This window comes from Streptomyces beigongshangae (assembly GCF_019710745.1).
GTDB lineage: Bacteria > Actinomycetota > Actinomycetes > Streptomycetales > Streptomycetaceae > Streptomyces > Streptomyces beigongshangae.
In genome coordinates this window covers 1-24,951 of sequence record NZ_JAHKJW010000054.1, presented here as the reverse complement: position 1 = coordinate 24,951, position 24,951 = coordinate 1, and the positions used below count along the sequence as shown (strand labels likewise).

The window sequence follows — 24,951 nt, the reverse complement described above, 5'->3', positions numbered from 1 at the left end:
CTTCCGCTTCCCCGGACCCCCTCGGCGTGCGCGACCACGACCGGGACCACGACCGGAAGGACTCGCTCAGGAGGCCGCCAGGCGGTCCGCCGCCGCCCGCACCCGTTCGTCCGTCGCCGTCAGGGCCACCCGTACGAACGTGTCGCCCGCGGGGCCGTAGAAGTCGCCCGGGGCCACCAGGATGCCGAGGGTGGCCAGCCGGGCCACCGTCTCCCAGCAGGACTCGTCCCGGGTCGCCCACAGGTAGAGGCTCGCCTCGCTGTGCTCGATGCGGAAGCCGTGCCGCACGAGGGCCTCGCGCAGGACCCGGCGGCGGGCCGCGTACCGCTCGCGCTGCTCCCGGACGTGGACGTCGTCGGAGAGGGCGGCGACCACGGCGGCCTGCGTGGGCGCGGACGTCATCATGCCGCCGTGCTTGCGGATCTGCAGCAGGTCGCCCAGGACGCCGGGGTCACCGGCGAGGAACGCCGCCCGGTAGCCCGCCAGGTTGGACCGTTTCGACAGCGAGTGGACCGCGACGATCCCCTCGTACGAGCCGCCGCACACGTCGGGGTGCAGGACCGAGACCGGGTCGGCCTCCCAGCCCAGTTCGATGTAGCACTCGTCGGCGAGGACGAGGACGCCGTGCTCGCGCGCCCAGGCGACGATCCGGGTGAGCTCCTGCCGGGAGAGGACCCGGCCGGTGGGGTTCGACGGGGAGTTGAGCCACAGCAGCCTGAGGCCGGCGGGGTCCAGGTCGGTGGGGTCGTCGTACGCCACGTGCTCCGCGCGGGCCAGCCGGGCGCCGACCTCGTACGTCGGGTACGCCAGGCGCGGGTGGGCCACCTTGTCCCCGGGGCCCAGGCCCAGCTGGGTCGGCAGCCAGGCCACCAGCTCCTTGGAGCCGACCACCGGCAGGACGTTGCGGTGCGTGAGGTCCCGCGCGCCCAGCCGCCGCCCGCACCAGCCGACCAGCGCGTCCCGCAGCTCCGGCGTGCCCCACACCGTGGGGTAGCCGGGCGAGTCGGCGGCCGCGACCAGGGCTTCGCGGATCAGCTCGGGCACCGGGTCGACCGGGGTGCCGACGGAGAGGTCGACGATGCCGTCCGGGTGGGCGGCGGCCGTCGCCTTGAAGGGCTCCAGCTTGTCCCAGGGGAAGTCGGGGAGCCGGTCGGAGACTGCGGACACGGGTTCTGGCTCACTTTCTCGCACGGACGGCACGTCCGGACGCGTACATGTGATCGTGGACGCACATCCACATGTACGTACATATCCGCGCACGCGTATGCATACCGGTCACGCACGGCGGACACGGCGGTCCCGTACGGCGGCGGGGCCGTACGGGACCGGAGCGGCGCCCCCCGGCCACCGCCGGGCGGGGCCGCGAACGCACGGACCGCTTACTGGTTCTGCGGCGGCAGCGCTGCGACGAAGGGGTGGTCGCGCTCGATGAGTCCCAGCTTGCTGGCGCCGCCGGGCGAACCGAGTTCGTCGAAGAACTCGACGTTCGCCTTGTAGTAGTCCTTCCACTCCTCGGGAGTGTCGTCCTCGTAGAAGATCGCCTCGACCGGGCAGACCGGCTCACAGGCACCACAGTCGACGCATTCGTCCGGGTGGATGTACAAGGACCGCTGGCCCTCGTAGATGCAGTCGACCGGGCACTCCTCGATGCACGCCTTGTCCTTGACGTCGACACAAGGCTGCGCGATGACGTAGGTCACGCTGTCGTTCCTCCTCGATAGGGCGCTGGCGAGCCGTCTTCAGGCTCCGCCACCTGGCGCGCGGGAGCGCGGCGTCGTCGATGCCCGCACCTAGTATCTCCGTTCTTGGGCATGATCCGAACAGGAGGGTTGGACTGAGCTGTGGATTTCTCTGCACACTTCCGGCTCCAGGTCAGCGTTACCCCGGCTGACGTGGGGAAACGTGTCTCGGTGCGGCAGCTGAGAGTAGGGGCCCCTAAGGGTGAGAAGTTCAGCGACACCGTTGGCGTTCTCACATCATGGGACGACGGTGTGCTGCTGGTCACACGCCGGTCCGGCGAGAGCGTCCGGATTCCGGAGTCCGCGCTGGTGGCGGGCAAGGTGGTGCCCTCCGCCCCGGCGCGCCGCCGGGGTCCCGCCGCCTCCTACGGGGAGCTCGCGCGGATCGCCGCGCGGGCCTGGCAGCCGGTGGAGCGGGAGCGGCTCGGGGAGTGGGAGCTGCGGGCCGCGTCCGGTTTCACCCGCCGCGCCAACTCGGTGCTGCCCCTGGGCGATCCGGGCATGCCGCTGGACGAGGCGCTGGCACGCGTACGGGAGTGGTACGGGGCCCGCGGGCTGCCCGCCTACGCGCAGACCGCGACGGGTGCCGAGGGGACGCAGGAACTGCTCTGCGCGGAGCTGGAGGCGCGGGGATGGGTGCGCGAGGTGAGCGCGGAGCTGTGGATCGGCGCGCTGGCGCCGGTGGCCGACCTCCCCGGCCCGACGGCCCCGCCGGGCCCGGAGCGGACGGTCACGCTGTCGCGTGAGGCGGACGAGCGGTGGCTGGAGCGCTACCAGCGCAAGGGGGTGAGCGAGGTGGCGCTGAAGGTGCTGGGCAGCGGCCCCTCGGTGTGGTTCGCGACCGTGCCCGGCACCGGGCCGGGCGCACCGGCGGCGATCGGGCGCTGTGTCGTCGACGGCCGCTGGGCGGGGTTCGCCGCGGTCGAGGTGGACCCGGGGCTGCGCCGCCAGGGCCTGGCCACCACCGTCATGACGGCACTGGCCCGCCGGGCACTGACCGAGGGCGCCTCGGCCGCCTGGCTCCAGGTGGAGACGGAGAACACGGGCGCCCGCGCCCTGTACACCCACCTGGGCTTCACCCCGCACCACACGTACCACCACTACCGGGCCCCGGCGTCCCCTGAAGGAGGCGCGGGGACCGGCGCCCCCGAAAGGGGCGCGGGGAACCGCGCGACCGGCCACGACGAACCCGCACCCGACCGTCCCGGCCGAGCCGACCGCCCCCGCAGCCCCCGCGGGGACCCCGGCAAAGACGCCGTCGACCCGTATCGATCGGCGTGAAAGGGCACGAAGCAGCTATGCGTCCTCTTCATCCCCCCGGCCCGGAGCGGAGCGCCGAGTGGCGGCGGCGGTTCGCCGACGAGGCACGGTCCGAACGCCCCGACCTGTCCGCCCTGTGCCTGCTGGTGGGCGCCCAGGCCGACGGGGAGCTGACCGAGGCCGGGATGGACGCGGCCCAGATCGAGCTGGACCGGCTGGCCGGTGAGCTGCCGTTCCGGCCCGGCGGCCCCCGGTCCTGGGCCACCGCACTCGCCGAGCACCTCGGCGGCCTCGGCTTCCGCGGCGTACCCGGCGACTACCAGCGTCTGCACTCCTCGCTGCTCCACGAGGTGCTGCGGCGGCGCCGCGGACTGCCGATCCTGCTCTCGGTCGTGTGGATGGAGGTCGCGAGGCGGGCCGGGGCGCCCGTCTACGGGGTCGCCCTGCCCGGTCACTTCGTCGTCGGTTTCGGCCCGCCGGAGCAGCAGGTCCTCGCCGACCCCTTCGACGGCGGCCGGGTCCTGACCGGCACCGACGCCGCGCTGATGGTGGCCGGGGCCACCGGCTCCCCGCTCGACCCGTCGATGCTCGCGCCCGCCGATCCGCTCGACGTCGTCCTGCGCATCCTCAACAACGTCCGCGCCTGGGCCGCCGCCCGGCCCGAACGCTCCGACGTGGCCCTCTGGGCGGTCGACCTCTCCCTGCTGCTGCCCTCCCACCCGGCCCGTCTGCGCTACGAGCGCGCCCAGCTCCTCGTCCAGCGGGGCGACTTCCTCACGGGGGCCAGGGAACTGGACGCGTACGCGGAGATCGTGGCCGCGGTCGACGAGCCCACCGCCGACCGCGTACGCAGCCAGGCACACGCGGCCCGCGCGATGCTCAACTGAGGCCCGGACAGAACACCCGAAGAGGACGCCCGGACAGGACGCCCGGACAGGACGCCCGGACAGGACGCCCGGACAGGACGCCCGGACAGGACGAGAGGGCACCCGGTCATCACCGGGTGCCCTCTCGTCTCCACCGTCAGGCCGCGGCCGTCGGCTGGTGGCCACCGGCCACCGGAACGGCTAGCTGGGGTCGGTCTCGATCACGCCGACGCGCTCCGCCTCCGTCTTGCCGAGCAGGGCCGGGCGCAGCGCGCCGACCACGTCCTGGGGCGTCACGGCGGTCCTGTTGCCGTTGCCCCGGGTGATCAGCACGCCGTCGAACGCGCCGCCGTACAGCTCCTTGAGCGCGTCCAGGTCGTAGTGGTCGACCAGCTTGCCCTGGCCGGTGGCCTTGACGCCGATGAACTTCCACAGGGAGTTCTCCGGGCTGAACTGCACCACCGCCGTGCCGGCCTTGACGGTCACGAGGCCGGACATCGCCGGCTGCGCGAACTCCTTCATCATGCGGTCGACCTCGGCCTTGCTGACCTTGGGCTCCTTCTGCGTGGTGGGCACCCGCACGGCGGCCGGCCTCCCCGTCTCCACCTGGGTGCGGTACGCCTCCTCGACGGCCTCCGTGGAGCGGTCGACGTCGATGCCCTTGCCCGCCCTGCCGTAGACGGGGACGGCCTTGCCCGACTCGAACTCGATCGTGCCCTCGGCCGCCGAGCCGGAGCCGCCCGCGGCCCGCTCCAGGGCGGCGGCCAGCTTCTCCTCGTCGACGGGCATGACGGGCGCGACGGCCCGCCCGTTGCCGAACAGCGAGCCGATCACCGAGACGGGGTTGTAGTCGCTGACCGCGGCGGCGCGCACGGTGGCCTGGCCGTCGAGCTGGAGTCCGGCCTGGTCCGGCTTGAGCGCGACGGTGTCGCCGTCGACCGAGAGCTGCAGCGGCTTGGCCGCCCGCTCCTTGAAGGCGTCGTCGAGCTTCTTGACGGCGTCGTCGCGGGTGCCGCCGCCGATGTCCACGCCGAGCACACTGGTGCCCTTGGGCACGTCGGAGTGGTTCATGAGCAGTCCGGCGCCGTACGCGATGCCGCCCAGGGTCACCAGGCCGGTGACCAGGAGCACCAGCTTGCTGCGCCCCTTCTTTTTCTTCTTCTTGGACTGCGCGGCCGCGGGGGCGGCCGGCGGGACCGGTTCCGACAGCTTCGGGGGCTGGTGCGGCAGGGGCCCGTCCGTGTGCGCGCCCGGTCCGAACGGCGAGTTCGAGGCGGGGGGCACGACGGGGATGCCGCTGGTGAGGGTGTGCCCGGAGACGTCGTCACCGGCGCCGCCGCGGCCCGGCGCACCCGGCGCGCCCGGCTCGGGCGCGGGGATCTGCGGGGTGAGGATCGCGGTGTCGTCGCTCAGGCCGCCACCGGGGCGGTCGGCGCCCGCGGGGGCACCGGAGAAGGGGGAGCCGCTCTGGGCCCCCTTCCCGCCGGGGAAGCCGGAGGCGTCGGAGGCCGCGGGGCCGCCCTGGCCACCGCCGGGGCCGCCCTGCCCGGCGGGCCCGCCGGGGAAGCCCTGACCGTCCGGGACACCGCCGCGCACGGCCAGGGGCGTGTCACCGGTGACCGGCCCGCCGGTCGCGCCCGCGGGTCCACCCTGATTGCCGTGATTGCCCTGGCCGCCGTCGGAGAAGTACGGGAGTCCGTCGGGTCGCGGTTCTCCGCCGCCCGCCGGAGAGCCCGCCGAGGGGCCCGCCGGATACGGCGACTCGCCCGGTCCGGAGCCCAACGGCCCCGCCGCCAGCGCCCGGGACACGTCGAACGAGCCGGTGCCGCCGCCGTGACCGGGCGCCACGGGTCCGGTGCCGCCCGCGCCGGGCAGTCCCGCCCCCTTGGTGCCGCCGGGACGGGGCACGCCACCACCGGCGGAGGGGTTCCGGGGGCCACCGGGGCCACTGCCCGGCCGCGCCGCGGGTGCGCCGCCGGACGCCGGGCCCTGGGCACCGGAACCGGCGGCCAGGCCCGCGCCGTTGGCACCGGCACCGCCCGGACCACCCTTCGGCGCACCGGCCTTGCGTGGTGCGAACCAGTCGCTGGCCTTCTCCCCGCCGCCGCCGTCGGCGCCGGCGGGCAGGGCGTGGGACCCCGTGTCGGGGTCCACGGGCCCGCCGGAGGGTGCGGCCGGTCCGGCGTCCGGGGCGGGCGTCCGCGACGCACCCGTGGCGTCGGAGGACTCCCCGTTGGCCCCGTTGGCCACGGACTTGCGCACGACGACCGGCGGGATCGGCCGGGATCCGGGGATGTTGATGCGGATCCGGGTCGTCAGCGTGGTCTCGGTCTTGGGCTGTTCCGGCCGGTCGGCGGCGGCGTCGGAAGCCATGGGGGTTCCGTACGGCGGAGTCCCCGACGGGTATGCGGTTCCGCCGCGCCCGTTGGGCCCGGAGGACGAACTGTCAGTTTCACGACTCAAGGCAGGTTCTCCCGGTTGGCTCCACCGCCCGTGTACTCGACCTCGATTCGGGCGGCTCGGCGGCGCGCACCACCATACTGGCCACTTGTCCCCCGCTTCCTGCGGCCTTCGGGGAAACCCACACCGGACGTGCACCGGTGTGTCGTGGCGAAGCGGTACGTCACTTGCCAAGTCGGGCGGTGGGACCGCCCGGTTGCCACCCTTGGCCAAGGGTGGCGCACATCACAGCCACAGCCATCCCACCGAGCAGGAACAGGTAGGAACCGGCTCCCGCGGCGAAGAGGAAGTCGCCCTCCGGACGGCTGGCGGTGAGCAGGATGACGGCGACCATCCAGCCGGCCGCGGGTGCGAGGGCCCCGGCCCGGCCGCCCATCGCGTACGAGCCGCCCAGGAACAGTCCCGCCGCCCCGGCCAGCGCGAGCAGCAGCCCGCCCGGGAACCAGCCCGACTGGACCAGCGCCCCGGCCACCGCGACCAGGGCACCGAGCAGGAAGAGCCCCAGGTGGGCGGCGGTCCGGGTGGCCGAGGGCAGTCGCAAGGGCTGGGCGAGCGCACTGCCCGCGTTCGACCGGTCCGCGTGCGACTGGTCGGTGTTCGATCGATCCGGGTTCGCCCGGTCCGCCCGCGACCGCTCCGCCGCGCTCATCGGGCACCACCGTCGTTGGCATTCGCGAACGAATCGGCGATCCCTGCGAACAGGTCGGTCTCCCGCGCCGTCCCGGTACCTCCGCCGTGCACCAACTCGTAGTACTCGACGGGGAAGAGGGGCTGCGCGAGCCGGTTGGAGAGGGCGAACCACGGTCCGGCGACCTCGATCTGGGTGGCGTGCGCCCGCATCGCGGCGGCCTTGGCGGCCGCGTGGTCACCGCCGTCCGGGCCGGTTCCGCCGATCTCCGTCGTGACCACGGAGTCGCCCACCACGCCCGGTACGTCGTCGACCGTGGCGGCGGCGGGGAACGGCAGTTCGGCGAGTTCCTCCTTCAGCCGGGCGAAGCCCTCCTCGGCGACGGAACGCGGCACGCGGTTCCAGTAGATCTTCGCAATCGCCCACGGTTCGCCGAGGTCGGTGCGGAAGTCCGGCTCGGCGGCCAGGTCGGCGGCCCGCATGGCGACGCGGTGGGCCTGGATGTGGTCCGGGTGGCCGTACCCGCCGTCCGGGTCGTAGGTGACGAGTACCTGGGGGCGCACCTCGCGGATCACCCCGACCAGGTGCGCGGCGGCCTCGTCGACGTCCGCCCGCCAGAAGCAGCGGGGGTCGTCGTTCTCCGGGACGCCCATCATCCCGGAGTCCCGGTACCGGCCGGCGCCGCCGAGGAACCGCACGTCCCGCACACCGAGCGCGCGCATCGCCTCGGCCAGCTCCCCCAGGCGGTACGCGCCCAGCTCCTCGCCCGACAGATGGGCGAGGCCGGGCGGGATGACCTCGCCCATCTCGCCCCGGGTGCAGGTCACGAGGGTGACCCGGGCGCCCTCGGCCGCGTACCGGGCCATGGTCGCGCCGTTGTTGATCGCCTCGTCGTCCGGGTGCGCGTGCACCAGGAGCAGACGCCTGGCGGGCAGTTCTGTCATGTGCTCACCCTACGAGGGACCGGGCGCCCCGGGGGCATCGGCCGCCCCACCGGCCGACCGACGCCCCCGGGCCTCACACGTCGTCCGGCGCCTCCGTGAAGATCTCCCCGGCGGACGGCGCGGTGACGGCCCGGGTGAGCCAGCGGCGGAGGAGACCGGGGTCGTCACAGCCGATGACGCGCTCACGGACTTCGTCGGGCACGTCAAGGCCGCGCGTTTCGAGAACGAGCAGGATGTCCTGGACGCGGGATTCCGTTCGTGCCTCGTCCCGGATCTCTTCGACGAGGTACGACTTGCAGAAGGAGAGGTCCACAGCCACCAGGTTCCTCCGGAGTTCTGCGGCCCGGCGGTTGCCGCCCATGCCTTGTGCGGTGAATTCGACGATGGGGTCCGAGACGGCTTCGGTCACGCCCTGCAGGGCGGTGGACAGGGTCTTCAGTATTTCACCGATACCCGGATCTTTCGCGTGGGTGATGACGGACAGCGCGGCCAGCGACAGGTCAGCGCGGGCCATCGCCGAGGACTGAGGGACACCGGTCGGGCGGCCCACTCGACTGTGGCCCGGTCCTGGCAGACGACCAGCAGCAGGACCGGAATCTTGTACTTGCTGCACAAGAACGACAGGCAGTAGGCCCAGCTGGCGTGCTTGTCCGGGTCCTTCTTTCCCTGCGACTCGACGGCCAGCAGGAACGAGTCCTCTCCCGCTGAGCCGTCGCAGTCGAACCGAAGCAGTGTGTCCACCCGGCGCTCGACCGGTCTGGCCTCGGTGAGATCGGTCGGCACGGCCGTGACGGAGGTGGGCGGAGCGAAATCGAGACCGAGGACTCGGGAGACACCGGTGAACAGCTCCGGGTACTCCTGGAAAATGCGATGCATCGCCTCATGGGGCGGGCTGAACATGCGGTTCCTTTACGTTTTTCGGTCCGCGCGTTTCTGCACGCGTTCAGACGTGCGGGGGAGCCACACATGTCTGCTGTCGTGCCGCGCTGAGCGCAAGACGGGAAATGGATGGATAATCCGGCCAAGTTGGCGGTGTTCACTCGCCCGGATGAGGGCATAGACACAGCTCCGCCCAGACCGTCTTCCGGGGATGCGGGCCCCGGGTGACGCCCCACCGGTCGGCGAGCGCCTCGACGAGGACGAGACCCCGGCCGGATTCGCTGTCGGGCGCGAGGGCCTGCGGGTGGGGCAGCAATTCGCCACAGGTGTCGGTCACCTCGATGCGCAGGGTCGACGGGGCGGCGTCGAGCGTCAGCCGGAAGTCCCGGCCCGGGACCCGGCTGTGGGTGGCCGCGTCGGCGGCGAGTTCGGCGACGAGGTGGCGCGCCGGGTCCAACGGGATGCCCCACGAGCGCAGTTGCTCAGTGGCGAGCAGGCGGGCCAGGCGGGCTCCGCGTGGCGTGGGGGACAGCTGCACGCTGTAGGTGCGGCCGGGGCGGTCCGGCCGGGCCTCGACGGTGGTGGTTTCTTGAATCACGTCACCCAGAGTGGCCGCACCTGCTTACCGTGAACAGTGACGACGTGGATACGTACGGTGACTGTCGACGGCTTGTCCGGCGTTGTCCGGACTGTCGAAGCCACCCGTACGGGCAGGGCGCGTTGAGCAGTGGAGGACCGGCGGAGAGGCGCGTTATGCACGGGGACAGTGGCGAGGGTCGACTCAGGACCGAGGCGGACGAACCGGGCTGGGAGGTCGACCCGGACGACGACTGGGGCGTGGCGGTCGTCGCCACGGTGGGGCGGCAGCTGAAGCTGCGGCGGGAGGCGATGGGGATGCGGGCCGCCGAATTCGGGGTGGCCGTCGGGTACGGCGAGGACATGGTCTACAAGATCGAGTCCGGCAAGCGGATTCCTCAGCCCGCCTATCTGGACAGGGCTGACGAGGTCCTGGATGCGGGTGGGCTGCTCTCGGCGATGAAGGAGGACGTGAAGAAGGTCCGGTATCCCAAGAAGGTGCGGGAGCTGGGAAAGCTGGAGGGCAAGGCGATCGAGATCGGCGTGTACGAGTGCAACGTCATCGCGGGACTGTTGCAGACACCGGAACACGCGCGGGCCGTGATCGGCGCGGCCCAGCCTCCGTACTCCCCGGACGACGTGGAGCGCATGGTGACTGCTCGCCTGGCTCGGCAATCGGTCTTCGAACGTGACCCGGCCCCGTCCATCCACTTCGTACTGGAAGAGGCACCGCTGCGCCGAGAAGTCGGGGGCACAATGGTGTGGCGGCAGCAGCTCGAACATCTGCTGGAGGCAGGGCGGTTGCACAACGTCACGCTTCAGGTCATGCCGACCAACACGGATGCCCATCCGGGGCTGGACGGCAGGATCGAGTTGCTCAAGTTCCCGGACGGCACAGCCGTGGGACGCTCCGACGGCGCGTTCAGCGGACGGCCGACCACCGATCCGAAGCAGCTTCGCATCATCGAACTGCAATATGGCAGCATCCGGGCGCAGGCTCTCTCACCACGGGAGTCGTCGGCCTTCATCGAACAACTGCTGGGAGAAACATGATCCGCAAGGCCCCCGGCGGGGACGCCTCCGAACTGGCATGGTCCAAGAGCAGCTACAGCGGCGGCACCAACGGCGAATCCTGCGTCGAACTCGCCACCACTCCCGGCACCGTCCACGTCCGCGACTCCAAGGACGTGAACGGCCCGCGCCTGGACTTCTCCCCCCGCACCTGGTCGGCCTTCGTGCCCTACGCCTCCACAGCCTGACCGGTCCCGCCGATCAGCCCTCAGCCGGTCAGCGGGGCGTAGAGCTGCGCGGGGTCACCCGAGAGCGCCGCCTTGACGAAGCGGCTGGGGTCGTCGACGAGCACCTCGATGGACCCTGCCTGCACGCCGTCGAGGCTGGCTCGCGCGACGTCCGCCGGGTCGATCTTCGGTGCGTCGCGTCCCGCCATCATGTCGGTGTCCGCGGCCCCCAGATGCACGCCCTGGACGAGGATGTTCCGGCCGGCGAGCTCGACGCGCACTCCGTTGGTCATGTTCCACTCCGCGGCCTTGGCCACGGAGTAGGACCCCGACCCTTCGTGGGTGGCCACCCATGCCAGCACGGAGAGGACGTTCACGATCGCGCCCCCGCCGTTGGCGGTCAGGGCCGGCGCGAAGGCGCGGATGACCCGCAGGGTGCCGAAGAGGTGCGTCTCCAGGTCCTGCCGGATCATGTCCAGGTCGGCGGTCAGGAGATCGGCACCGGTGGTGATGCCGGCGTTGTTGACCAGCAACGTGACGTCCTGGGCCGCTGCGGCCGCCTCCGAGATCGACTTCTCGTCCAGCAGATCGAGGCGCAGCGGCACGACCCGGGGGTCGGAGAAGCCGATCGCCTCCGGGCGGCGAGCCGTCGCGTAGACCCTTTCGGCTCCCCGTTCCAGCAGCTGGTCGACGAAGCGCCGGCCGATCCCTCGGTTGGCTCCGGTCACAAGCGCGGTGGCACCGGCGATGTCCATGATGATTCCCTTCGGCAGGCGGGCATGCGGTCCGCGCCCGCCCTGTGTCATCGCCTACGCTAAAACTTGACGTTGACGTGAAGGGCAAGTCGTGAGGAGCGACGGCACAGGCGGACACGAGCAGAAAGGTCACCATGCGTATCGGTGAACTGGCCGAACGGGCCGGGGTCAGCACACGCGCCCTGCGCTACTACGAGGAGCAGCGCCTCCTGAGTCCGCAGCGGACCGCCGGCGACCAGCGCGTCTATCCGGAGTCGGCCGTGGACCGGGTGAGGCTGATCCAGCAGCTCTACACCGCCGGTCTCGCCAGCCCGCTGATCGCCACGCTCCTGCCGGCCATCGACGCCCGTTCCATGGGCCCCGAACTGCTGGGCCGCCTGCTCGACGAGCGGGCACGCATCAGCGCGAAGACCGCCGAGCTGCAGGCCGCGGGCCGCAGGCTCGATGTGCTGATCGGGCTCGCCACACACCCGGATGTCGACCGCTGCCCGGCCTCGCTCGACCAGGCCGCTGTCCCGGAGCCCACCGCGACCTGACGGGCGCCGCGAAGGAGCGGAACGGTCGACAGGTGCGGGCTCAGGCCACCCGCGGCCGTGAGCCCGTCCTGCGGCGGGGTCAGAACTTGATGTCCCCGATCATGCCTGCGATGTTCGTGGTCAGGTCGTTGATCGTCGGGGCGATCGTCGAACTGGCCAGGTAGAAGCCGAGCAGCATGCAGACGATGGCGTGAGGCGCCTTCAGTCCTGACTTCTTGACCAGGATGAAGACGATGATCGCCAGCAGCACTACCGCCGAAATCGAAAGTGCCACGGCGGCTCACCTCCAAAGGATCCCAGGGACACGGGGGCCGGGGGTCGTGGGTCGGGATGGGGGCAGTAAATCCGTACAGCAGCCAGCAGGTTGATACCCACGTAGCGCCAGTGATCATAACTATTCGTGCGTGCGCATTGATCGGCGCACGGCCGCACAAGGGGGCGCATGGCCAATATGGTCGGGGCATGACGACCGAGCCTCTCTCCTTCCCGCGCCGCCAGGCACGTACCCTGCGCTTCACCCTGGGCGCGCCCCGCGCGTTCACCGTGGCGCCCGACGGTTCGCGTGTCGCGTTCCTGCGCTCCTCCTCCGGTACCGACCGGGCGAACCTGCTGTGGGTCCTCGACGTGGCGAGCGGCAAGGAGCATCCGGCCGCCGACCCGGGGGCGCTGCTCGGAGGCTCCTCGGAGCGGCTCCCGGCGGCCGAGCGGGCCCGGCGCGAGCGCAGCCGCGAGGGGGGCGCGGGCATCGTCGGCTACGCCACGGACGCGGCCGTGGAGCTGGCGTCCTTCGCCCTGTCCGGGCGGCTCTTCACCGCCGAACTGCGCGCCGGTACGGCGCGTGAGCTGCGGGTTCACGGGCCGGTGATCGACCCGCGCCCGTCCCCCGACGGACGGCTCGTCGCGTACGTCGCCCAGGGCGCCCTGCGGGTCGTCGGCGCCGAGGGCGAGGGCGACAGGGCGCTCGCGGAGCCCGAGTCGGACACCGTCACCTACGGGCTCGCCGAGTTCATCGCGGCCGAGGAGATGGGCCGTTCGCGTGGGTTCTGGTGGTCGCCGGAGTCGGACCGGCTGCTGGTCGCACGGGCCGACGACGCCCCCGTACGCCGCTGGTGGATTGCCGATCCCGCCCACCCCGAGCGGGAGCCGCAGCAGGTCGCCTACCCGGCCGCGGGCACCGACAACGCGGACGTACGGCTCTTCGTGGTGGGGCTCGACGGGGCGCGCACGGAGGTGCTGTGGGACCGGGCGCGCTACCCCTATCTGGCGCGGGTGCACTGGTCGGCGGCCGGGGCGCCCCTGCTGCTCGTACAGGCGCGGGACCAGACGAGCCAGCTCTACCTGGCCGTCGACCCGGAGACCGGGACGACCCGGATGGTCCACGCGGACGAAGATCCACAATGGCTTGATCTTTTCCCTGGTGTGCCGGTCTGGAGCCCGAGCGGACAGCTCGTACGGATCGCCGACGAGGGCGGGGCGCGGGTGCTGGCGGTCGGCGAACGCGTCCTGACCGGCGCGCAGCTGCACGTGCGCGCCGTGCTCGACGTGTCCGACGACGACGTGCTGGTGTCCGCGTCGGCCGGTACGGCGGCGGCCGACGCGGAGATCGGGGAGGTGCACGTCTACCGGGTCAACGACCTGGGCGTGCAGCGGATCTCGCAGGAGCCCGGCGTGCACTCGGCGGTGCGGGCGGGCGGGGTGACCGTGCTGGTGTCGGCCGGTCCCGACCGGCCGGGGGCCCTGGTCCGGGTGGTGCGGGACGGCGGCCGGCGGGAGGGCGGAGCCGGCCGCTCCGGGGGCCGCGCGGCTGCGGTGACCGTGGCCTCGTACGCCGAGCACCCCGGAATGAGCCCGCGCGTGCACCTCACGGAAGCGGGTGCGCGCCGGGTGCCGTGCGCCGTCGTGCTCCCCACCGGTCACACCGGTGGTCCGCTGCCCGTGCTGATGGACCCGTACGGCGGACCGCACGGCCAGCGCGTGCTGGCCGCGCACAACGCGTACCTCACCCCGCAGTGGTTCGCGGACCAGGGGTTCGCCGTCGTCGTGGCGGACGGGCGGGGCATGCCGGGCCGCTCGCCGGCCTGGGAGAAGGCGGTCAAGGGCGACCTGGCGGCGGTCGCCCTGGACGACCAGGTCCACGCGCTCCAGGCACTCGCCGGGGACTTCCCGCTGGACCTGACCCGGGTGGCGATCCGCGGCTGGTCGTTCGGCGGCTATCTGGCGGGGCTCGCGGTGCTGCGCCGCCCGGACGTCTTCCACGCGGGCGTGGTGGGCGCGCCGGTCACCGACCAGCGGCTGTACGACACCCACTACACCGAGCGGTACCTGGGCGATCCGAACCGGCAGCCCGAGGTGTACGCGGCGAACTCGCTGATCGACGACGACGGCCTGGTGCAGGCCGCCGAACCGGCGCGGCCGATGATGATCGTGCACGGTCTCGCCGACGACAACGTGGTGGTGGCGCACTCCCTGCGGCTGTCGTCCGCGCTGCTGGCCGCCGGCCGCCCGCACGAGGTGCTGCCGTTGTCCGGGGTGACGCACATGACCCCCCAGGAACAGGTCGCCGAGAACCTGCTGCTGCTCCAGGTGGACTTCCTGAGGCGTTCCCTCGGGCTCGCCTAGACGGAACGGTGCGGGAACGGCGACCGGCCGGGGTGACATGACGCGCCCCGGCCGGCCCACGGCACCCGCACGGCCGTACGCCGTCCAGAGTGACGCTTCCGCATATCGGTGCCGGGTCGGGCGGGTTGCCTGTGTGTTAACGAAGTCGGCGGGTGTCCACCGGCTCATCCCGGCTCCCCCGGCGGGGCGTGCCAGAGGGACACGTCCTCCGCGAAGTGGCAGGCCGAGTCGTGCGCGGCCGGGCCCCCCTCGTGCCGGAACTCCGCCGGCACCGTGAGCAGCGGGACCTCCAGGGCGCACCTCTCCCGGGCCTTCCAGCAGCGGGTGCGGAAGCGGCAGCCGGAGGGGATGTTCGCGGGCGAGGGCACGTCCCCGGAGAGGATGATCCGCTCCCGGTGCTCACGGGCCTCCGGGTCCGGCACGGGCACGGCGGACAGCAGCGCCTGGGTGTAGGGGTGCGTCGGGTGGTCGTAGATCTCGGTGTCCCGGCCGCTCTCCACGATCCGGCCGAGGTACATCACCCCCACCCGGTCGGAGATGTGCCGCACGATCGACAGGTCGTGCGCGATGAAGACGTAACTCAGGCCGAACTCGCTCTGGAGCCGGTCCATCAGGTTGATCACCTGGGCCTGCACGGAGACGTCGAGGGCCGACACCGGCTCGTCCGCGACGATGATCTCGGGGCGCAGGGCGAGACCGCGCGCGATGCCGATGCGCTGGCGCTGGCCGCCGGAGAACTGGTGCGGATAGCGGTTGATGTACTCCGGGTTGAGCCCGACCACGTCCAGCAGGTCCTGGACCTGCCGGCGCCGGTCGCCCTTCGGCGCGACCTCGGGGTGGATCTCGTACGGCTCCCCGATGATGTCGCCGACGGTCATCCGCGGGTTGAGCGAGGTGTACGGGTCCTGGAAGACCATCTGGATGTTGCGGCGCACGGCCTTGAGGGCGCGGCCGGACAGCTTGGCGGTGTCCTCGCCCTTGTACCGGATCTCGCCCGCGGTCGGTCTCTCCAGGTTGACCAGCATCTTCGCGACCGTCGACTTGCCGCAGCCGGACTCGCCGACGATGCCGAGGGTCTCCCCGGCGCCGAGGTCGAAGTCGACCCCGTCGACCGCCTTGACCGCGCCCACCTGCTTGCGGAGGAGGACGCCCTGGGTGAGCGGGTAGTGCTTGACCAGGCCCCGCACCTGGAGGATCGGTTCGGCCACCGGGACGGCCGGGCGGCCGGCAACCGGACCGCTCGTCGGCTCAGCCATCGAGGCACTCCCTCCAGAAGTGGCAGGCGCTCCTGCGGTCCGGGCCCGCCCCGGTCACCTCGTACAGGGGCGGCACGTCGGTGCGGCAGACGTCCCGGGCCATGGGGCAGCGCGGGTTGAAGGCGCAGCCCGGCGGGATGTGCAGCAGGTTCGGCGGCAGGCCCTTGATCGCGTAGAGCTCCCGGCCCTTCTGGTCCAGCCGCGGGATCGACTCCAGCAGGCCCTTGGTGTACGGGTGCGCCGGGGCCTTGTAGATGTCGTGGACCAGGGCGGACTCGACGATCGTGCCCGCGTACATCACGGCGATCCGGTCGGCCACGTCCGCGACCACGCCGAGGTCGTGGGTGATGAGGACGAGGCCCATGTGCAGCTCGCGCTGGAGCTCGGCGAGCAGGTCCATGACCTGGGCCTGGACGGTGACGTCGAGGGCGGTGGTGGGCTCGTCGGCGATGATCAGGGCGGGTTCCAGGGCCAGCGCCATCGCGATCATGATGCGCTGGCGCATGCCGCCGGAGAACTGGTGGGGGTAGTCGCCCACCCGGGCGGCCGCGCCGGGGATGCGCACCCGGTCCATCAGCTCGACGGCCTTCGCCCGCGCGTCCTTCCTGGACGCGCCGCGGTGGACGGTGAACATCTCGCCGAGCTGGGCGCCGACGCTGAGCACCGGGTTCAGGGACGACAGCGCGTCCTGGAAGATCATCGCCATCTGGGCGCCGCGGACCTTGCGCCGGTCCTCCTCCCTGAACTTCAGCAGGTCCTGGCCGCGGAAGAGGATCTCGCCCGCGGTGATCCTGCCGGGCGGTGTGTCGAGGATGCCCATCACGGCCTGCGCGGTCACGGACTTGCCGGAGCCGGACTCGCCGAGCACGGCGAGCGTCTCGCCCTCGTCGACGCCGAAGGTGACGCCGTTGACGGCCCTGGCGACGCCGTCCCGGGTCCTGAACTCCACGTGCAGGTCGCGCACTTCGAGCAGCACGGCACTCACCTCAGCTTCGGGTCGAGGGCGTCGCGCACCGCGTCGCCGAGCATGATGAACGCGAGGACGGTGACGGCCAGCGCCCCGGCCGGCCAGAGCAGGGCGTGCGGCGCCGTGCGGATGTACTGGGACGCCGAGGAGATGTCGATGCCCCAGCTGACCGTGGGCGGGCGCAGTCCGACCCCGAGGAACGAGAGGGTCGCCTCCAGCGAGATGTACGTGCCCAGCGCGATGGTCGCCACGACGATGACCGGGGCGACCGCGTTGGGCGTGATGTGCCGCAGCATCATCCGGGAGTTGGAGGCGCCCAGCGCGCGGGCGGCCTGGACGTAGTCGTTCTGCCGGGTGGAGATGACCGATCCCCGGGCGATGCGGGAGAGCTGCGGCCAGCCGAGCAGCACCATGAAGCCGATCACCGGCCAGACCGTGGAGCTGGTGACCACGGACAGCAGCACCAGGCCGCCGAGGACGACCGGGATCGCGAAGAAGATGTCGGTGATCCGGGAGAGGATCGCGTCCCACGCCCCGCCGAAGAACCCGGCGAGCCCGCCGAGCACCGATCCGAGGACCGCCACGCCGAGCGTGGCGCACACGCCGACGGTGACGGAGACCCGGGCCCCGTACACCGTGCGCGTGTAGACGTCGCAGCCCTGGCCGTTGTAGCCGAAGGGGTGGCCCGGCTGGGAGCCCTCCTGGGACTTGGCGAGGTCGCACTTGAGGGGGTTGCCGGAGGCGATCAGCGAGGGCCACAGGGAGATGACGACCAGGAAGAGGATGACGAGCCCCGAGATGATGAAGACGGGGTTGCGCCGCAGGTCGCGCCAGGCGTCGGACCAGAGGGAGCGGGGTTTCTCCTGCGGGCCCGTGCCGTCCGGTCCGCCGGGTCCCCCGGGCCCTCCCGCCCCCCCGGGCGCTCCGGGTCCCGCGGGGCCCTTCCGCAGCGAGTCGCCCTGCTCCGTGGCGAGGTCCATCGCGCCGCCCATGCCCGTCGCGGCGATGGCGCCGTCCTCGGAGGCGGGGCCGTCGCCCGGCAGGTGCGGCCCCGGCGGCATGGCGGGCAGGGGCCGGGGCTCCTCGGGCGGCGTGGGGTGCTCAGGCATAGCGGATCCTCGGGTCGAGTACGGCGTACAGCAGGTCGACCAGCAGGTTGGCCACCAGGAAGACGAGGACGAGGACGGTCACGAAGCCGACGACGGTCTGGGTGTTCTGGCGCAGGATCCCCTGGTAGAGCTGGAAGCCGACGCCGTGGATGTTGAAGATCCGCTCGGTGACGATCGCGCCGCCCATCAGGGCGCCGATGTCGGTGCCGATGAAGGTGATCACCGGGATCAGCGAGTTGCGCAGCAGGTGCCGGGTGACGACCCGGCGCCGGGGCAGGCCCTTGGCGACGGCCGTGCGGACGTAGTCGGCGCGCCGGTTCTCGGCGATGGAGGTCCGGGTCAGCCGGGTCACGTAGGCGAGGGAGACGGAGGCGAGCACCAGGCCCGGCACGATCAGCTCGCCGAAGGGGGCCTCCGAGGAGACGGACGGGCTGATCCAGGCCCACTTCACGCCCAGCAGCAGCTGGAGCAGCAGGCCGGTGACGAAGGTGGGCACCGAGATGACGACGAGGGTGACCAGCAGGACACCGGTGTCCACGGGCCGGCCGCGGCGCAGGCCGGTGACGACGCCCAGCGTGATGCCGATGACGACCTCGAAGAGGACCGCGACGACGGTGAGGCGGACGGTGACCGGGAAGGCGCCCGACATCAGCTCGGTGACCTCCTGCCCGTTGAACGCGGTGCCGAAGTCGCCGGTGAAGACGTTGCCCATGTAGGTCGCGTACTGCTGCCACACGGGCTTGTCCAAGCCGAACTCCCGGCGCAGCTGGGTCGCCGTCGCGGGGTCGCACTGCCGGTCGCCGCAGAGGCCCGCGATGGGGTCGCCCATCACGTTCACCATCAGGAAGATCAGCAGGGTGGCGCCGATGAAGACCGGGATCATCTGCAGCAGACGCCGGATCACATACCGTCCCATGAGGACTCCGGAGGTAGGCGGGGGCGAGGGCGGGAGCAGGGACGGGGGCGGGGGCGCGCACCCGGTTCTCGCCGAGGTGCGCGCCCCCGCGGCTCAGCTGACCTTGATCTCGTTGTAGACGGGCAGGCTGAACGGGTTCAGCGCCACGTCCGAGATCCGGTCCGAGTAGCCGGCGCTGCCGTTCTGGTACCAGAGCGGGATGGCGCCCATGTCGTCCCGCAGGACCTCCTCGGCCTGCTGGAACAGGCCGACGGCCTTGGCCTGGTCGGTCTCCGCGTTGGCCTTGTCGACGAGGTCGTCGAACTCCTCGCTGGTCCACTTGCCGTCGTTGGAGGAGGCGTTGGTGTAGTACAGCGGCTGCAGGAAGTTCTGGATCAGCGGGTAGTCCATCTGCCAGCCGGCCCGGAAGGGGCCCGACATCTTGGACTGGGTGATCTGGTTGCGGAAGTCGGCGAAGGTGCCGACCGGGTTGCCCGCGCAGGCCCTGTCGTCGTCCAGCGCGTTGTTGATGGAGTTGCAGACGGCGTCCACCCATTCCTTGTGGGAGCCGGTGTCCGCGTTGTAGGAGATCTTGATCTGGCCGCCGGGGAGGCCACCGCCCTCCTCGATCAGCTTCTTGGCCTCGGCGGCGTCGTACTCGCAGGCGTCACCGCACAGCCCCTCCTTGTAGCCGCCGTCCTCGCCGAGGACGGGCGAGGTCCAGTCGGTGGCGGGGGTCCGGGTCTTCTGGAAGATCGTCTCGGTGATCTGCTCACGGTCGATGGCCCTGGACAGACCGGTGCGGACCTTCTCCATGCCGGCCTTGTCCCAGTTCTCGTCGTAGTGCGGGAAGGCGAGGGTCTGGATGATGCCCGCGGGCGTGTTGATGTACCGGTCGCCGAGGTCGGCCTTGGCGTTCTTGAGCTGGGAGGCGGGCACGTCGTCGACGAGGTCGAGGTTGCCGGCCATCAGGTCCGTGTAGGCGGTGTTGTTGTCGGTGTAGACCTTGAGGTCCACCCCGCCGTTCTGCGCCTCGTCCTCCCCCGGGTACCCCTCCCACGTGCGCAGCTTCATCACCGAGCCCTTGGCGTAGGAGTCGACGGTGTACGGGCCGTTGCCGACCGGCTTCTTCAGCCAGGCCGCGTGGTCGTCGAAGAACGCCTTGGGCAGCGGCGCGAAGGCCGCGTAGCCGAGGGTGTCGGGGAAGGTCGAGAACTTCTGGTTGAGCCTGACGGTGAAGGTCCTGTCGCCGGTCACCTTCAGACCGCTCAGGGTGTCGGCCGTCTGCTTGCCGCCGTCCTCCGGGTGGACCTTGTCGTAGCCGTCGATGTACGCGAAGAAGTACGCGTTCTTCTGGTTGTTCTTCAGGCTGGCGCCGTAGTTCCAGGCGTCCACGAACGACTTGGCGGTGACGGCCTCGCCGTTGCTGAACGTCCAGCCGTCCTTGACGGTGACGGTGAAGTTCTGCGAGTCCGAGGTCTCGATCTTCTCGGCCAGCATGTCCTCCGCCTCGCCGCTCTCCGCGTCGTAGCGCTTGAGACCGCGGAAGAGCATGTCGAGGACCTTGCCGCCCTGCACCTCGTTGGTGTTGGCCGGCTCCAGGGGGTTCTGCGGGTCGCCCCACGAGGAGCTGAGGATCCCGGAGCCGTCGCCGCCGCCACCGCTGCCACCGCCTCCACCGCCTCCGCAGGCCGTCGCCGCGAGGGCTGCCGCCGTCGCGCATACGGCCCATCTGGCGTGCGTGGCTCCACGCATGGAGTGCCTCCTCTTGGTGCGCTGCGGTCCCGGCGCCGGAGCCAGTACCTTTGCGCCCAATATCGACGCATACGCCCCATGGCGCACATCCGCCGACCCACACGGGTGGGGAGGGGCCGGCACCGATGGGCACCGACGGGCGCCCGCCGACGGGCACCGACCGGCATCGCGGCCGTACACACGTTCCGTAGCAGATCAGTAACTCAGAGTTATAGCATCACTGCAATGGACGTACAGTACGAGTTCGGGATTCTGGGGCCGCTGGTCGTACGGCGCGACGGGTCGTACGTGTGCGTCGGCGCGGCCCAGCTGCGGACGCTCCTCGCGGCGTTGCTCGTCGACGCCGGCCGCACCGTGTCGGTGGACTCGCTGGTGGACCGGCTGTGGGGGACCCGTCCGCCGGACGGCGCGCGGAACGCCGTGCAGAACTACGTACTGCGGCTGCGCAGGGCGCTCGGCCCCGGGGCCGTACGGACCGAACGCGGCGGCTACGCGCTGGACATGGGGGCCGAGGGGGCCCGGGACCGGCTGGACACGCACCGCTTCGCCGCCCTCGTGCGGGAGGGCCGGGCGGCGCTCGCGGAGGACCGGCCCGAAAGGGCGGCCGCCCTGCTGGAGGGCGCGCTGGAACTGTGGCGGGGCGAGCCGCTGGCCGATCTGCCGCCCCAGCGGTTCGCGGACGTCGTCCCCGCCCTGCGCGAGCAGCGGCTGGCCGCCCAGGAGTCGTGGGTCGACGCGGTGATCCGCTGCCGGCACCCCGCGGAGGCCCTCCCGGAACTGAGCCGGCTGACCGGACTGCATCCGCTGCGCGAGCGCTTCTGGGCCCAGCGGATGCTGGCGCTCCACCAGTGCGGCCGCCGGGGCGAGGCGCTCGAGTGCTTCCGCGAGGTCACCGCCCTGCTCGCCGAAGAACTCGGCATCGGACCCGGTGCAGAGCTCAGGGCCCTGCACCAGCGGATGCTCACCGCGGCACCCGACCTCGTCCCCGCCGCGCCTCGGAGCACGGCGCCGGGTCCGGGTCCGGGGTTGAGTCCGGGACCGGGGTTGAGTCCGGGGCCGGGGCCGGGGCCGGGTCCGGGCGAGCGGGGCAACCTGCCCGCCGAGACGACCTCCTTCATCGGGCGGGAGAGGGAACTCGCCACCGCCCGGGAACTCCTGCGGCTGTCCCGTCTGGTCACCCTGGTCGGAGTGGGCGGCGTCGGCAAGACCAGGCTCGCCCTGCGTACGGCGCGGCGGGCGGCGCCCGCCTTTCCGGACGGGGTGTGGCTGGTCGACCTGGCGGCGGTCACCGACCCGGCGCTGGTGGAGCGGGCGGTGGCCGAGTCCCTGGGCCTGCGCGACCAGTCCACCCGGTCCGCCGCCGACGCGGTCTGCGGGCATCTGCGCGGACGCCGCCTGCTGCTCGTCCTGGACAACTGCGAGCACCTGGTGGACGCGGTGGCCGCGCTGGTCCTGCGGCTGCTGCGGGCCGCGGCGGACCTGCGGGTGCTCGCCACCAGCCGGGAGCGGCTCGGCGTACCGGGCGAGCACCTGCTGCCGGTGCCCTGCCTCACGCTGCGCGCCGGGCCGGACAGCACCCCCTGCGAGGCGGTGCGCCTCCTGGCCGACCGTGCGGCGGCCAGCGCGGCCGCCCTGCGGGCGGACGGACCGCAGGGCGCGGCGGCGGTCGAGCTGTGCAGGCGCCTGGACGGCATCCCGCTGGCCATCGAACTGGCCGCCGTGCGCCTGGGCTCCCTGACCGTGGAGGAGATCCTGGAACGCCTGGAGGACCGCTTCCGGCTGCTGTCCGGCCCCCGTACGGCACCGGGTGCGGCCGGGGCCGGGGCGGCGGGCGCGCACACCGCCGGCCGCGACGCCGGCCGCTACCGGCAGACCCTGCGCGGCGTCATGGACTGGAGCCACGGGCTGTGCACGGCGGAGGAGCGGCTGCTGTGGGCCCGGCTGTCGGTCTTCGTCGGCGGTTTCGAGCTCCGGGCCGCCGAGGCCGTGTGCGCGGGCGGGGGCATCGCGCGGGAGGACGTGCTGGACCTCCTGGACGGCCTCGTCCACAAGTCCGTCGTGACCGTCGAGACCCCCGCCCCCGACGCGACCGTCGAGACCCCCACCCCCGACGCGACCGTCGAGACCCTCACCCCCGTCGCGACCCTCACTCCCGTCGCGACCGTCGATACCCTCACCCCCGTCGGACGGCAGGCCGGCACCACCCGCTACCGGCTGCTGGAGACCATCCGCCAGTACGGCGCGGACCGGCTGCGCGCGGAGGGCGACGCGACCGGGCTGCGCGTCCGGCACAGCGACCACTACCGGGCGCTCGCGGGACGTGGCGCCGCCGACTGGTACGGCCCCGACGAGATCGGCTGGCTGGAGCGGCTGCGCCGCGAACTGCCCAACCTGCGCGCCGCGCTGGACTTCTGCCGCACGCACCCCGGCCGCGCGCAGACCGGCGTGTCCATCGCCGTCGACCTGATACGGACGCGGTGCTGGTTCTTCGGCAGCACCCTCGGCGAGGCCCGGCACTGGATCGAGGGCCTGTCGGCGCTGCCCGGTCCGGTCCCCGGGGCCCCGGGGGTCATGGTGACGGCCATGCAGGCGTTCGTCACGATCATCCAGGGGGACCACCGCGAGGCCCGTGTCCTGCTCGACCGGTGCCGCGCCGCGGACGCCTCCGCCGGCTCCGCGCCCGTCCTGTACGTCGAGGGCGTGTACGCGCTGCTGGTGCCCGGTGACCGCGCCGGCATCCCCCTGCTGGCGGCGGCACGCGACGGGTTCGCGAAGGCGGGCCACACCGGTGACGCGCACATGGCCACCATGTTCTGGGCCATGGCCGCCGCGTTCCTCGGCGACCCGGCCGAGGCCCGCGCGGCGTGCGACACGTACCTGGCCGAGGCCGAGGCGGCCGGAGCGCAGTGGGCGTACACCTGGAGCCAGTGGTGCGCGGCCCTCACCGAACTGCTGCACGGGGAACCGGCCCGTGCGCTGGCGCCCCTGTGTGACGCGCTCGCGAGACAGCGCGCCTTCGACGACAACTGGGGGCCGGCCTGGAGCATGGAGACCCTCGCCTGGACCCTGGGCGCCCTCGGCCAGGCCGGCCGGGCGGCCGTCGTCCTGGGCGCGGCGCACCGCCACCGCCGGGTGACGGGGGCCCGGATCGAAGGACTCACCCCCTTCGCCGCGCTCCACGACCGCACGTGCCGCCGCGCGAGGGAACAGCTGGCGGACAGGGCGTACGCCCGGGCGTGGGAACGGGGCGCGACCGCTGAGGACGGCGTCGCACTGGTCCTCGGCATCGCGCGGGACGCCCACCGGGAGACGGTGGCGCGCGACGGTGACGCGGAACGGTCCGGAGCCGGGCGGACGGGAACGGGACGGTCCGGAACGGAGCGGCCCGGAGGGGAACGGTCCCGAACGGAGCGGCCCGGAGGGGAACGGTCCCGAACGGAGCGGTCCGCAGGGGACGGAGGAGCGCGGCGGGGTGCGGCGGCGGGGCGGGCGCGGCGGGAGTGACCGAGGTGTGACCGGGATGACAGCGCGGCTTGTGAGGGTGGAGGGCGAGAAGCCGTGGCGAAGCGCTCCGCCCACGGTGCGACGCCGTTCCAGGAGGCCACCGCATGCCCCCCACCGCACCGGACTTCGGTCCGCGCATCGACGACTACGCCCCCCACGAGGGGCAGCGGGACTGCGACCCGACGGCGAAGCCCGGCCTCCTCGACTTCCGCGACCTGGTCCTCGCCGCCTGTCCGGGCACGAGCAGCCTGGGCATCGGCAGGGAGTGCGGCAGGCCGGGAGTCAGTGAGCACAAGGAGGGCAGGGCCTGGGACTGGGGGGTCAGCGCCGGCAGCCAGGCCCACGTCGCCGCCGGTCTCCTCGACTGGCTGCTCGCCACCGACCGGCACGGCAACCGCCACGCCCTCGCCCGCCGCTTCGGAATCATGTACATGATCTGGAACCGGCGGATCTGGCAGGCGGCCCGCGCCGACGCCGGCTGGACGCCGTACACCGGTGCCAGCCCGCACACCGACCACGTCCACTTCAGCTTCGGCTGGGCCGGGGCCCGCCGGGAGACCACCTGGTGGACGGGCGGGAGCGGGGCGGCCGCGCCGCGGGTCGGCGTCGGGGTCCCGTCCGTGGTGGACCACGGCTCGGGCATGACGGTGTCGGGGGTCGACGGGGCGGGCGACGTGGCACACCGGTGGCAGAACCGGGCGGGCGGCGCGTGGTCGGCGTGGACACCGCTGGGCCGCCCGTCCCCCGGAGCGGTGGGACGGCCGTGGGCCCTGGTCGGCCGCTACGGCAGGCTCGCGGTGTTCGTACGGGGGACCGACGGGGCGCTGTGGCACACCTGGCAGTCGGAGGCGGGGGCGTGGGCGCCGGACTGGGTGTCGCTGGGCGGCCACCTCGCGAGCGACCCGGCGGTCGTCCTCAGCCCCAACGGAGCGCTGTCCGTCTTCGCCCGCGACCCGGCCGGACGC

General features: G+C 72.6%; 20 protein-coding genes and 2 pseudogenes. 8 read left to right on the top strand and 14 right to left on the bottom strand.

What is annotated here, in order from left to right; translation table 11 throughout:
• Positions 1-66: 66 nt before the first annotated feature.
• Both KM933_RS30935 and fdxA read right to left on the bottom strand, forming a co-directional pair.
• Positions 67-1,167: a bifunctional succinyldiaminopimelate transaminase/glutamate-prephenate aminotransferase gene (locus tag KM933_RS30935; RefSeq protein ID WP_221358336.1), complete on the bottom strand. Its 1,101-nt coding sequence runs from the start codon at positions 1,165-1,167 to the stop codon at positions 67-69.
• A gap of 212 nt (positions 1,168-1,379) precedes the next feature.
• On the bottom strand, positions 1,380-1,700 hold the full coding sequence (gene fdxA / locus KM933_RS30930) for a ferredoxin (RefSeq protein WP_003973842.1): 321 nt from the start codon (positions 1,698-1,700) through the stop codon (positions 1,380-1,382).
• 141 nt (positions 1,701-1,841) lie between these two features.
• On the opposite strand from fdxA, the pseudogene KM933_RS30925 reads away from it, so the two are divergent.
• A pseudogene (locus tag KM933_RS30925) lies at positions 1,842-2,858 on the top strand (GNAT family N-acetyltransferase); the annotation flags it as partial.
• 179 nt (positions 2,859-3,037) lie between these two features.
• Positions 3,038-3,886, top strand: coding sequence for a transglutaminase family protein (locus KM933_RS30920; protein WP_221358333.1), 849 nt, complete (start codon positions 3,038-3,040; stop codon positions 3,884-3,886).
• Between the two features lie 180 nt (positions 3,887-4,066).
• On the opposite strand, the gene KM933_RS30915 is transcribed toward KM933_RS30920, so the two are convergent.
• From KM933_RS30915 to KM933_RS30895, 5 genes and pseudogenes are all read right to left on the bottom strand, one after another.
• Positions 4,067-6,328 (bottom strand): hypothetical protein, encoded by a 2,262-nt coding sequence (locus KM933_RS30915; protein WP_221358332.1) that lies wholly within the window; start codon positions 6,326-6,328, stop codon positions 4,067-4,069.
• Positions 6,329-6,488: 160 nt separating this feature from the next.
• Positions 6,489-6,974, bottom strand: a complete 486-nt coding sequence (locus KM933_RS30910; protein ID WP_221358329.1) for a DUF6113 family protein — start codon at positions 6,972-6,974, stop codon at positions 6,489-6,491.
• Positions 6,971-7,897 carry an N-acetyl-1-D-myo-inositol-2-amino-2-deoxy-alpha-D-glucopyranoside deacetylase gene (gene mshB / locus KM933_RS30905; protein WP_221358327.1) on the bottom strand — a complete coding sequence of 309 codons (927 nt, stop codon included), beginning with the start codon at positions 7,895-7,897 and terminating at the stop codon, positions 6,971-6,973. The genes KM933_RS30910 and mshB overlap by 4 nt, the downstream gene beginning before the upstream one ends.
• Before the next feature lie 73 nt (positions 7,898-7,970).
• Positions 7,971-8,797, bottom strand: a pseudogene (locus tag KM933_RS30900) (hypothetical protein).
• A 136-nt stretch (positions 8,798-8,933) separates the two neighbouring features.
• On the bottom strand, positions 8,934-9,374 hold the full coding sequence (locus KM933_RS30895) for an ATP-binding protein (RefSeq protein ID WP_221358325.1): 441 nt from the start codon (positions 9,372-9,374) through the stop codon (positions 8,934-8,936).
• 155 nt (positions 9,375-9,529) lie between these two features.
• Between KM933_RS30895 and KM933_RS30890 the strand changes: the two genes are divergently transcribed.
• The gene (locus tag KM933_RS30890; protein WP_221358323.1) at positions 9,530-10,405 is read left to right on the top strand and encodes a helix-turn-helix domain-containing protein; all 876 of its coding nucleotides are present in this window, start codon (positions 9,530-9,532) and stop codon (positions 10,403-10,405) included.
• Positions 10,402-10,611 (top strand): DUF397 domain-containing protein, encoded by a 210-nt coding sequence (locus KM933_RS30885; protein ID WP_221358318.1) that lies wholly within the window; start codon positions 10,402-10,404, stop codon positions 10,609-10,611. The genes KM933_RS30890 and KM933_RS30885 overlap by 4 nt, the downstream gene beginning before the upstream one ends.
• A 20-nt stretch (positions 10,612-10,631) precedes the next feature.
• Here KM933_RS30885 and KM933_RS30880 read toward each other — a convergent pair whose 3' ends face one another.
• Positions 10,632-11,345: an SDR family oxidoreductase gene (locus KM933_RS30880; RefSeq protein WP_221358316.1), complete on the bottom strand. Its 714-nt coding sequence runs from the start codon at positions 11,343-11,345 to the stop codon at positions 10,632-10,634.
• A 134-nt stretch (positions 11,346-11,479) separates the two neighbouring features.
• Between KM933_RS30880 and KM933_RS30875 the strand changes: the two genes are divergently transcribed.
• Positions 11,480-11,881: a MerR family transcriptional regulator gene (locus KM933_RS30875; RefSeq protein ID WP_221358305.1), complete on the top strand. Its 402-nt coding sequence runs from the start codon at positions 11,480-11,482 to the stop codon at positions 11,879-11,881.
• 79 nt (positions 11,882-11,960) lie between these two features.
• On the opposite strand, the gene KM933_RS30870 is transcribed toward KM933_RS30875, so the two are convergent.
• Positions 11,961-12,155 (bottom strand): hypothetical protein, encoded by a 195-nt coding sequence (locus KM933_RS30870; protein ID WP_221358303.1) that lies wholly within the window; start codon positions 12,153-12,155, stop codon positions 11,961-11,963.
• Between the two features lie 188 nt (positions 12,156-12,343).
• Between KM933_RS30870 and KM933_RS30865 the strand changes: the two genes are divergently transcribed.
• Positions 12,344-14,500 (top strand): S9 family peptidase, encoded by a 2,157-nt coding sequence (locus KM933_RS30865; RefSeq protein WP_221358300.1) that lies wholly within the window; start codon positions 12,344-12,346, stop codon positions 14,498-14,500.
• A gap of 164 nt (positions 14,501-14,664) precedes the next feature.
• Here the strand turns inward: KM933_RS30865 and KM933_RS30860 are convergent, their stop codons facing one another.
• From KM933_RS30860 to KM933_RS30840, 5 genes are all read right to left on the bottom strand, one after another.
• Positions 14,665-15,756 (bottom strand): ABC transporter ATP-binding protein, encoded by a 1,092-nt coding sequence (locus KM933_RS30860; protein WP_221358298.1) that lies wholly within the window; start codon positions 15,754-15,756, stop codon positions 14,665-14,667.
• On the bottom strand, positions 15,749-16,732 hold the full coding sequence (locus KM933_RS30855; protein ID WP_221358296.1) for an ABC transporter ATP-binding protein: 984 nt from the start codon (positions 16,730-16,732) through the stop codon (positions 15,749-15,751). The genes KM933_RS30860 and KM933_RS30855 overlap by 8 nt, the downstream gene beginning before the upstream one ends.
• 5 nt (positions 16,733-16,737) lie before the next feature.
• Positions 16,738-17,784, bottom strand: coding sequence for an ABC transporter permease (locus KM933_RS30850; protein WP_221358380.1), 1,047 nt, complete (start codon positions 17,782-17,784; stop codon positions 16,738-16,740).
• Positions 17,785-17,824: 40 nt separating this feature from the next.
• Complete coding sequence (locus tag KM933_RS30845) at positions 17,825-18,748, bottom strand: ABC transporter permease (RefSeq protein WP_221358294.1); 924 nt, start codon at positions 18,746-18,748, stop codon at positions 17,825-17,827.
• 93 nt (positions 18,749-18,841) lie between these two features.
• Positions 18,842-20,482 carry a peptide ABC transporter substrate-binding protein gene (locus KM933_RS30840; protein WP_221358292.1) on the bottom strand — a complete coding sequence of 547 codons (1,641 nt, stop codon included), beginning with the start codon at positions 20,480-20,482 and terminating at the stop codon, positions 18,842-18,844.
• A gap of 225 nt (positions 20,483-20,707) precedes the next feature.
• Here KM933_RS30840 and KM933_RS40395 point away from each other — a divergent pair, with 225 nt between their 5' ends.
• The gene (locus KM933_RS40395; RefSeq protein ID WP_308013599.1) at positions 20,708-23,986 is read left to right on the top strand and encodes an AfsR/SARP family transcriptional regulator; all 3,279 of its coding nucleotides are present in this window, start codon (positions 20,708-20,710) and stop codon (positions 23,984-23,986) included.
• 104 nt (positions 23,987-24,090) lie between these two features.
• The coding region (locus KM933_RS30830; RefSeq protein ID WP_488269387.1) for a VldE C-terminal domain-containing protein at positions 24,091-24,951 on the top strand (861 nt) is incomplete at its 3' end.

Excerpts from the sequence above, each read along its gene's own strand:
- KM933_RS30850 (WP_221358380.1), bottom strand. The coding sequence starts at position 17,784 with ATGCCGCCGGGGCCGCACCTGCCGGGCGACGGCCCCGCCTCCGAGGAC.
- KM933_RS30845 (WP_221358294.1), bottom strand. The coding sequence starts at position 18,748 with ATGGGACGGTATGTGATCCGGCGTCTGCTGCAGATGATCCCGGTCTTC.
- KM933_RS30875 (WP_221358305.1), top strand. The coding sequence starts at position 11,480 with ATGCGTATCGGTGAACTGGCCGAACGGGCCGGGGTCAGCACACGCGCC.
- KM933_RS30860 (WP_221358298.1), bottom strand. The coding sequence starts at position 15,756 with ATGGCTGAGCCGACGAGCGGTCCGGTTGCCGGCCGCCCGGCCGTCCCG.
- KM933_RS30880 (WP_221358316.1), bottom strand. The coding sequence starts at position 11,345 with ATGGACATCGCCGGTGCCACCGCGCTTGTGACCGGAGCCAACCGAGGG.
- KM933_RS30840 (WP_221358292.1), bottom strand. The coding sequence starts at position 20,482 with ATGCGTGGAGCCACGCACGCCAGATGGGCCGTATGCGCGACGGCGGCA.
- KM933_RS30890 (WP_221358323.1), top strand. The coding sequence starts at position 9,530 with ATGCACGGGGACAGTGGCGAGGGTCGACTCAGGACCGAGGCGGACGAA.
- KM933_RS40395 (WP_308013599.1), top strand. The coding sequence starts at position 20,708 with ATGGACGTACAGTACGAGTTCGGGATTCTGGGGCCGCTGGTCGTACGG.
- KM933_RS30865 (WP_221358300.1), top strand. The coding sequence starts at position 12,344 with ATGACGACCGAGCCTCTCTCCTTCCCGCGCCGCCAGGCACGTACCCTG.
- KM933_RS30885 (WP_221358318.1), top strand. The coding sequence starts at position 10,402 with ATGATCCGCAAGGCCCCCGGCGGGGACGCCTCCGAACTGGCATGGTCC.
- KM933_RS30920 (WP_221358333.1), top strand. The coding sequence starts at position 3,038 with ATGCGTCCTCTTCATCCCCCCGGCCCGGAGCGGAGCGCCGAGTGGCGG.
- mshB (WP_221358327.1), bottom strand. The coding sequence starts at position 7,897 with ATGACAGAACTGCCCGCCAGGCGTCTGCTCCTGGTGCACGCGCACCCG.
- KM933_RS30910 (WP_221358329.1), bottom strand. The coding sequence starts at position 6,974 with ATGAGCGCGGCGGAGCGGTCGCGGGCGGACCGGGCGAACCCGGATCGA.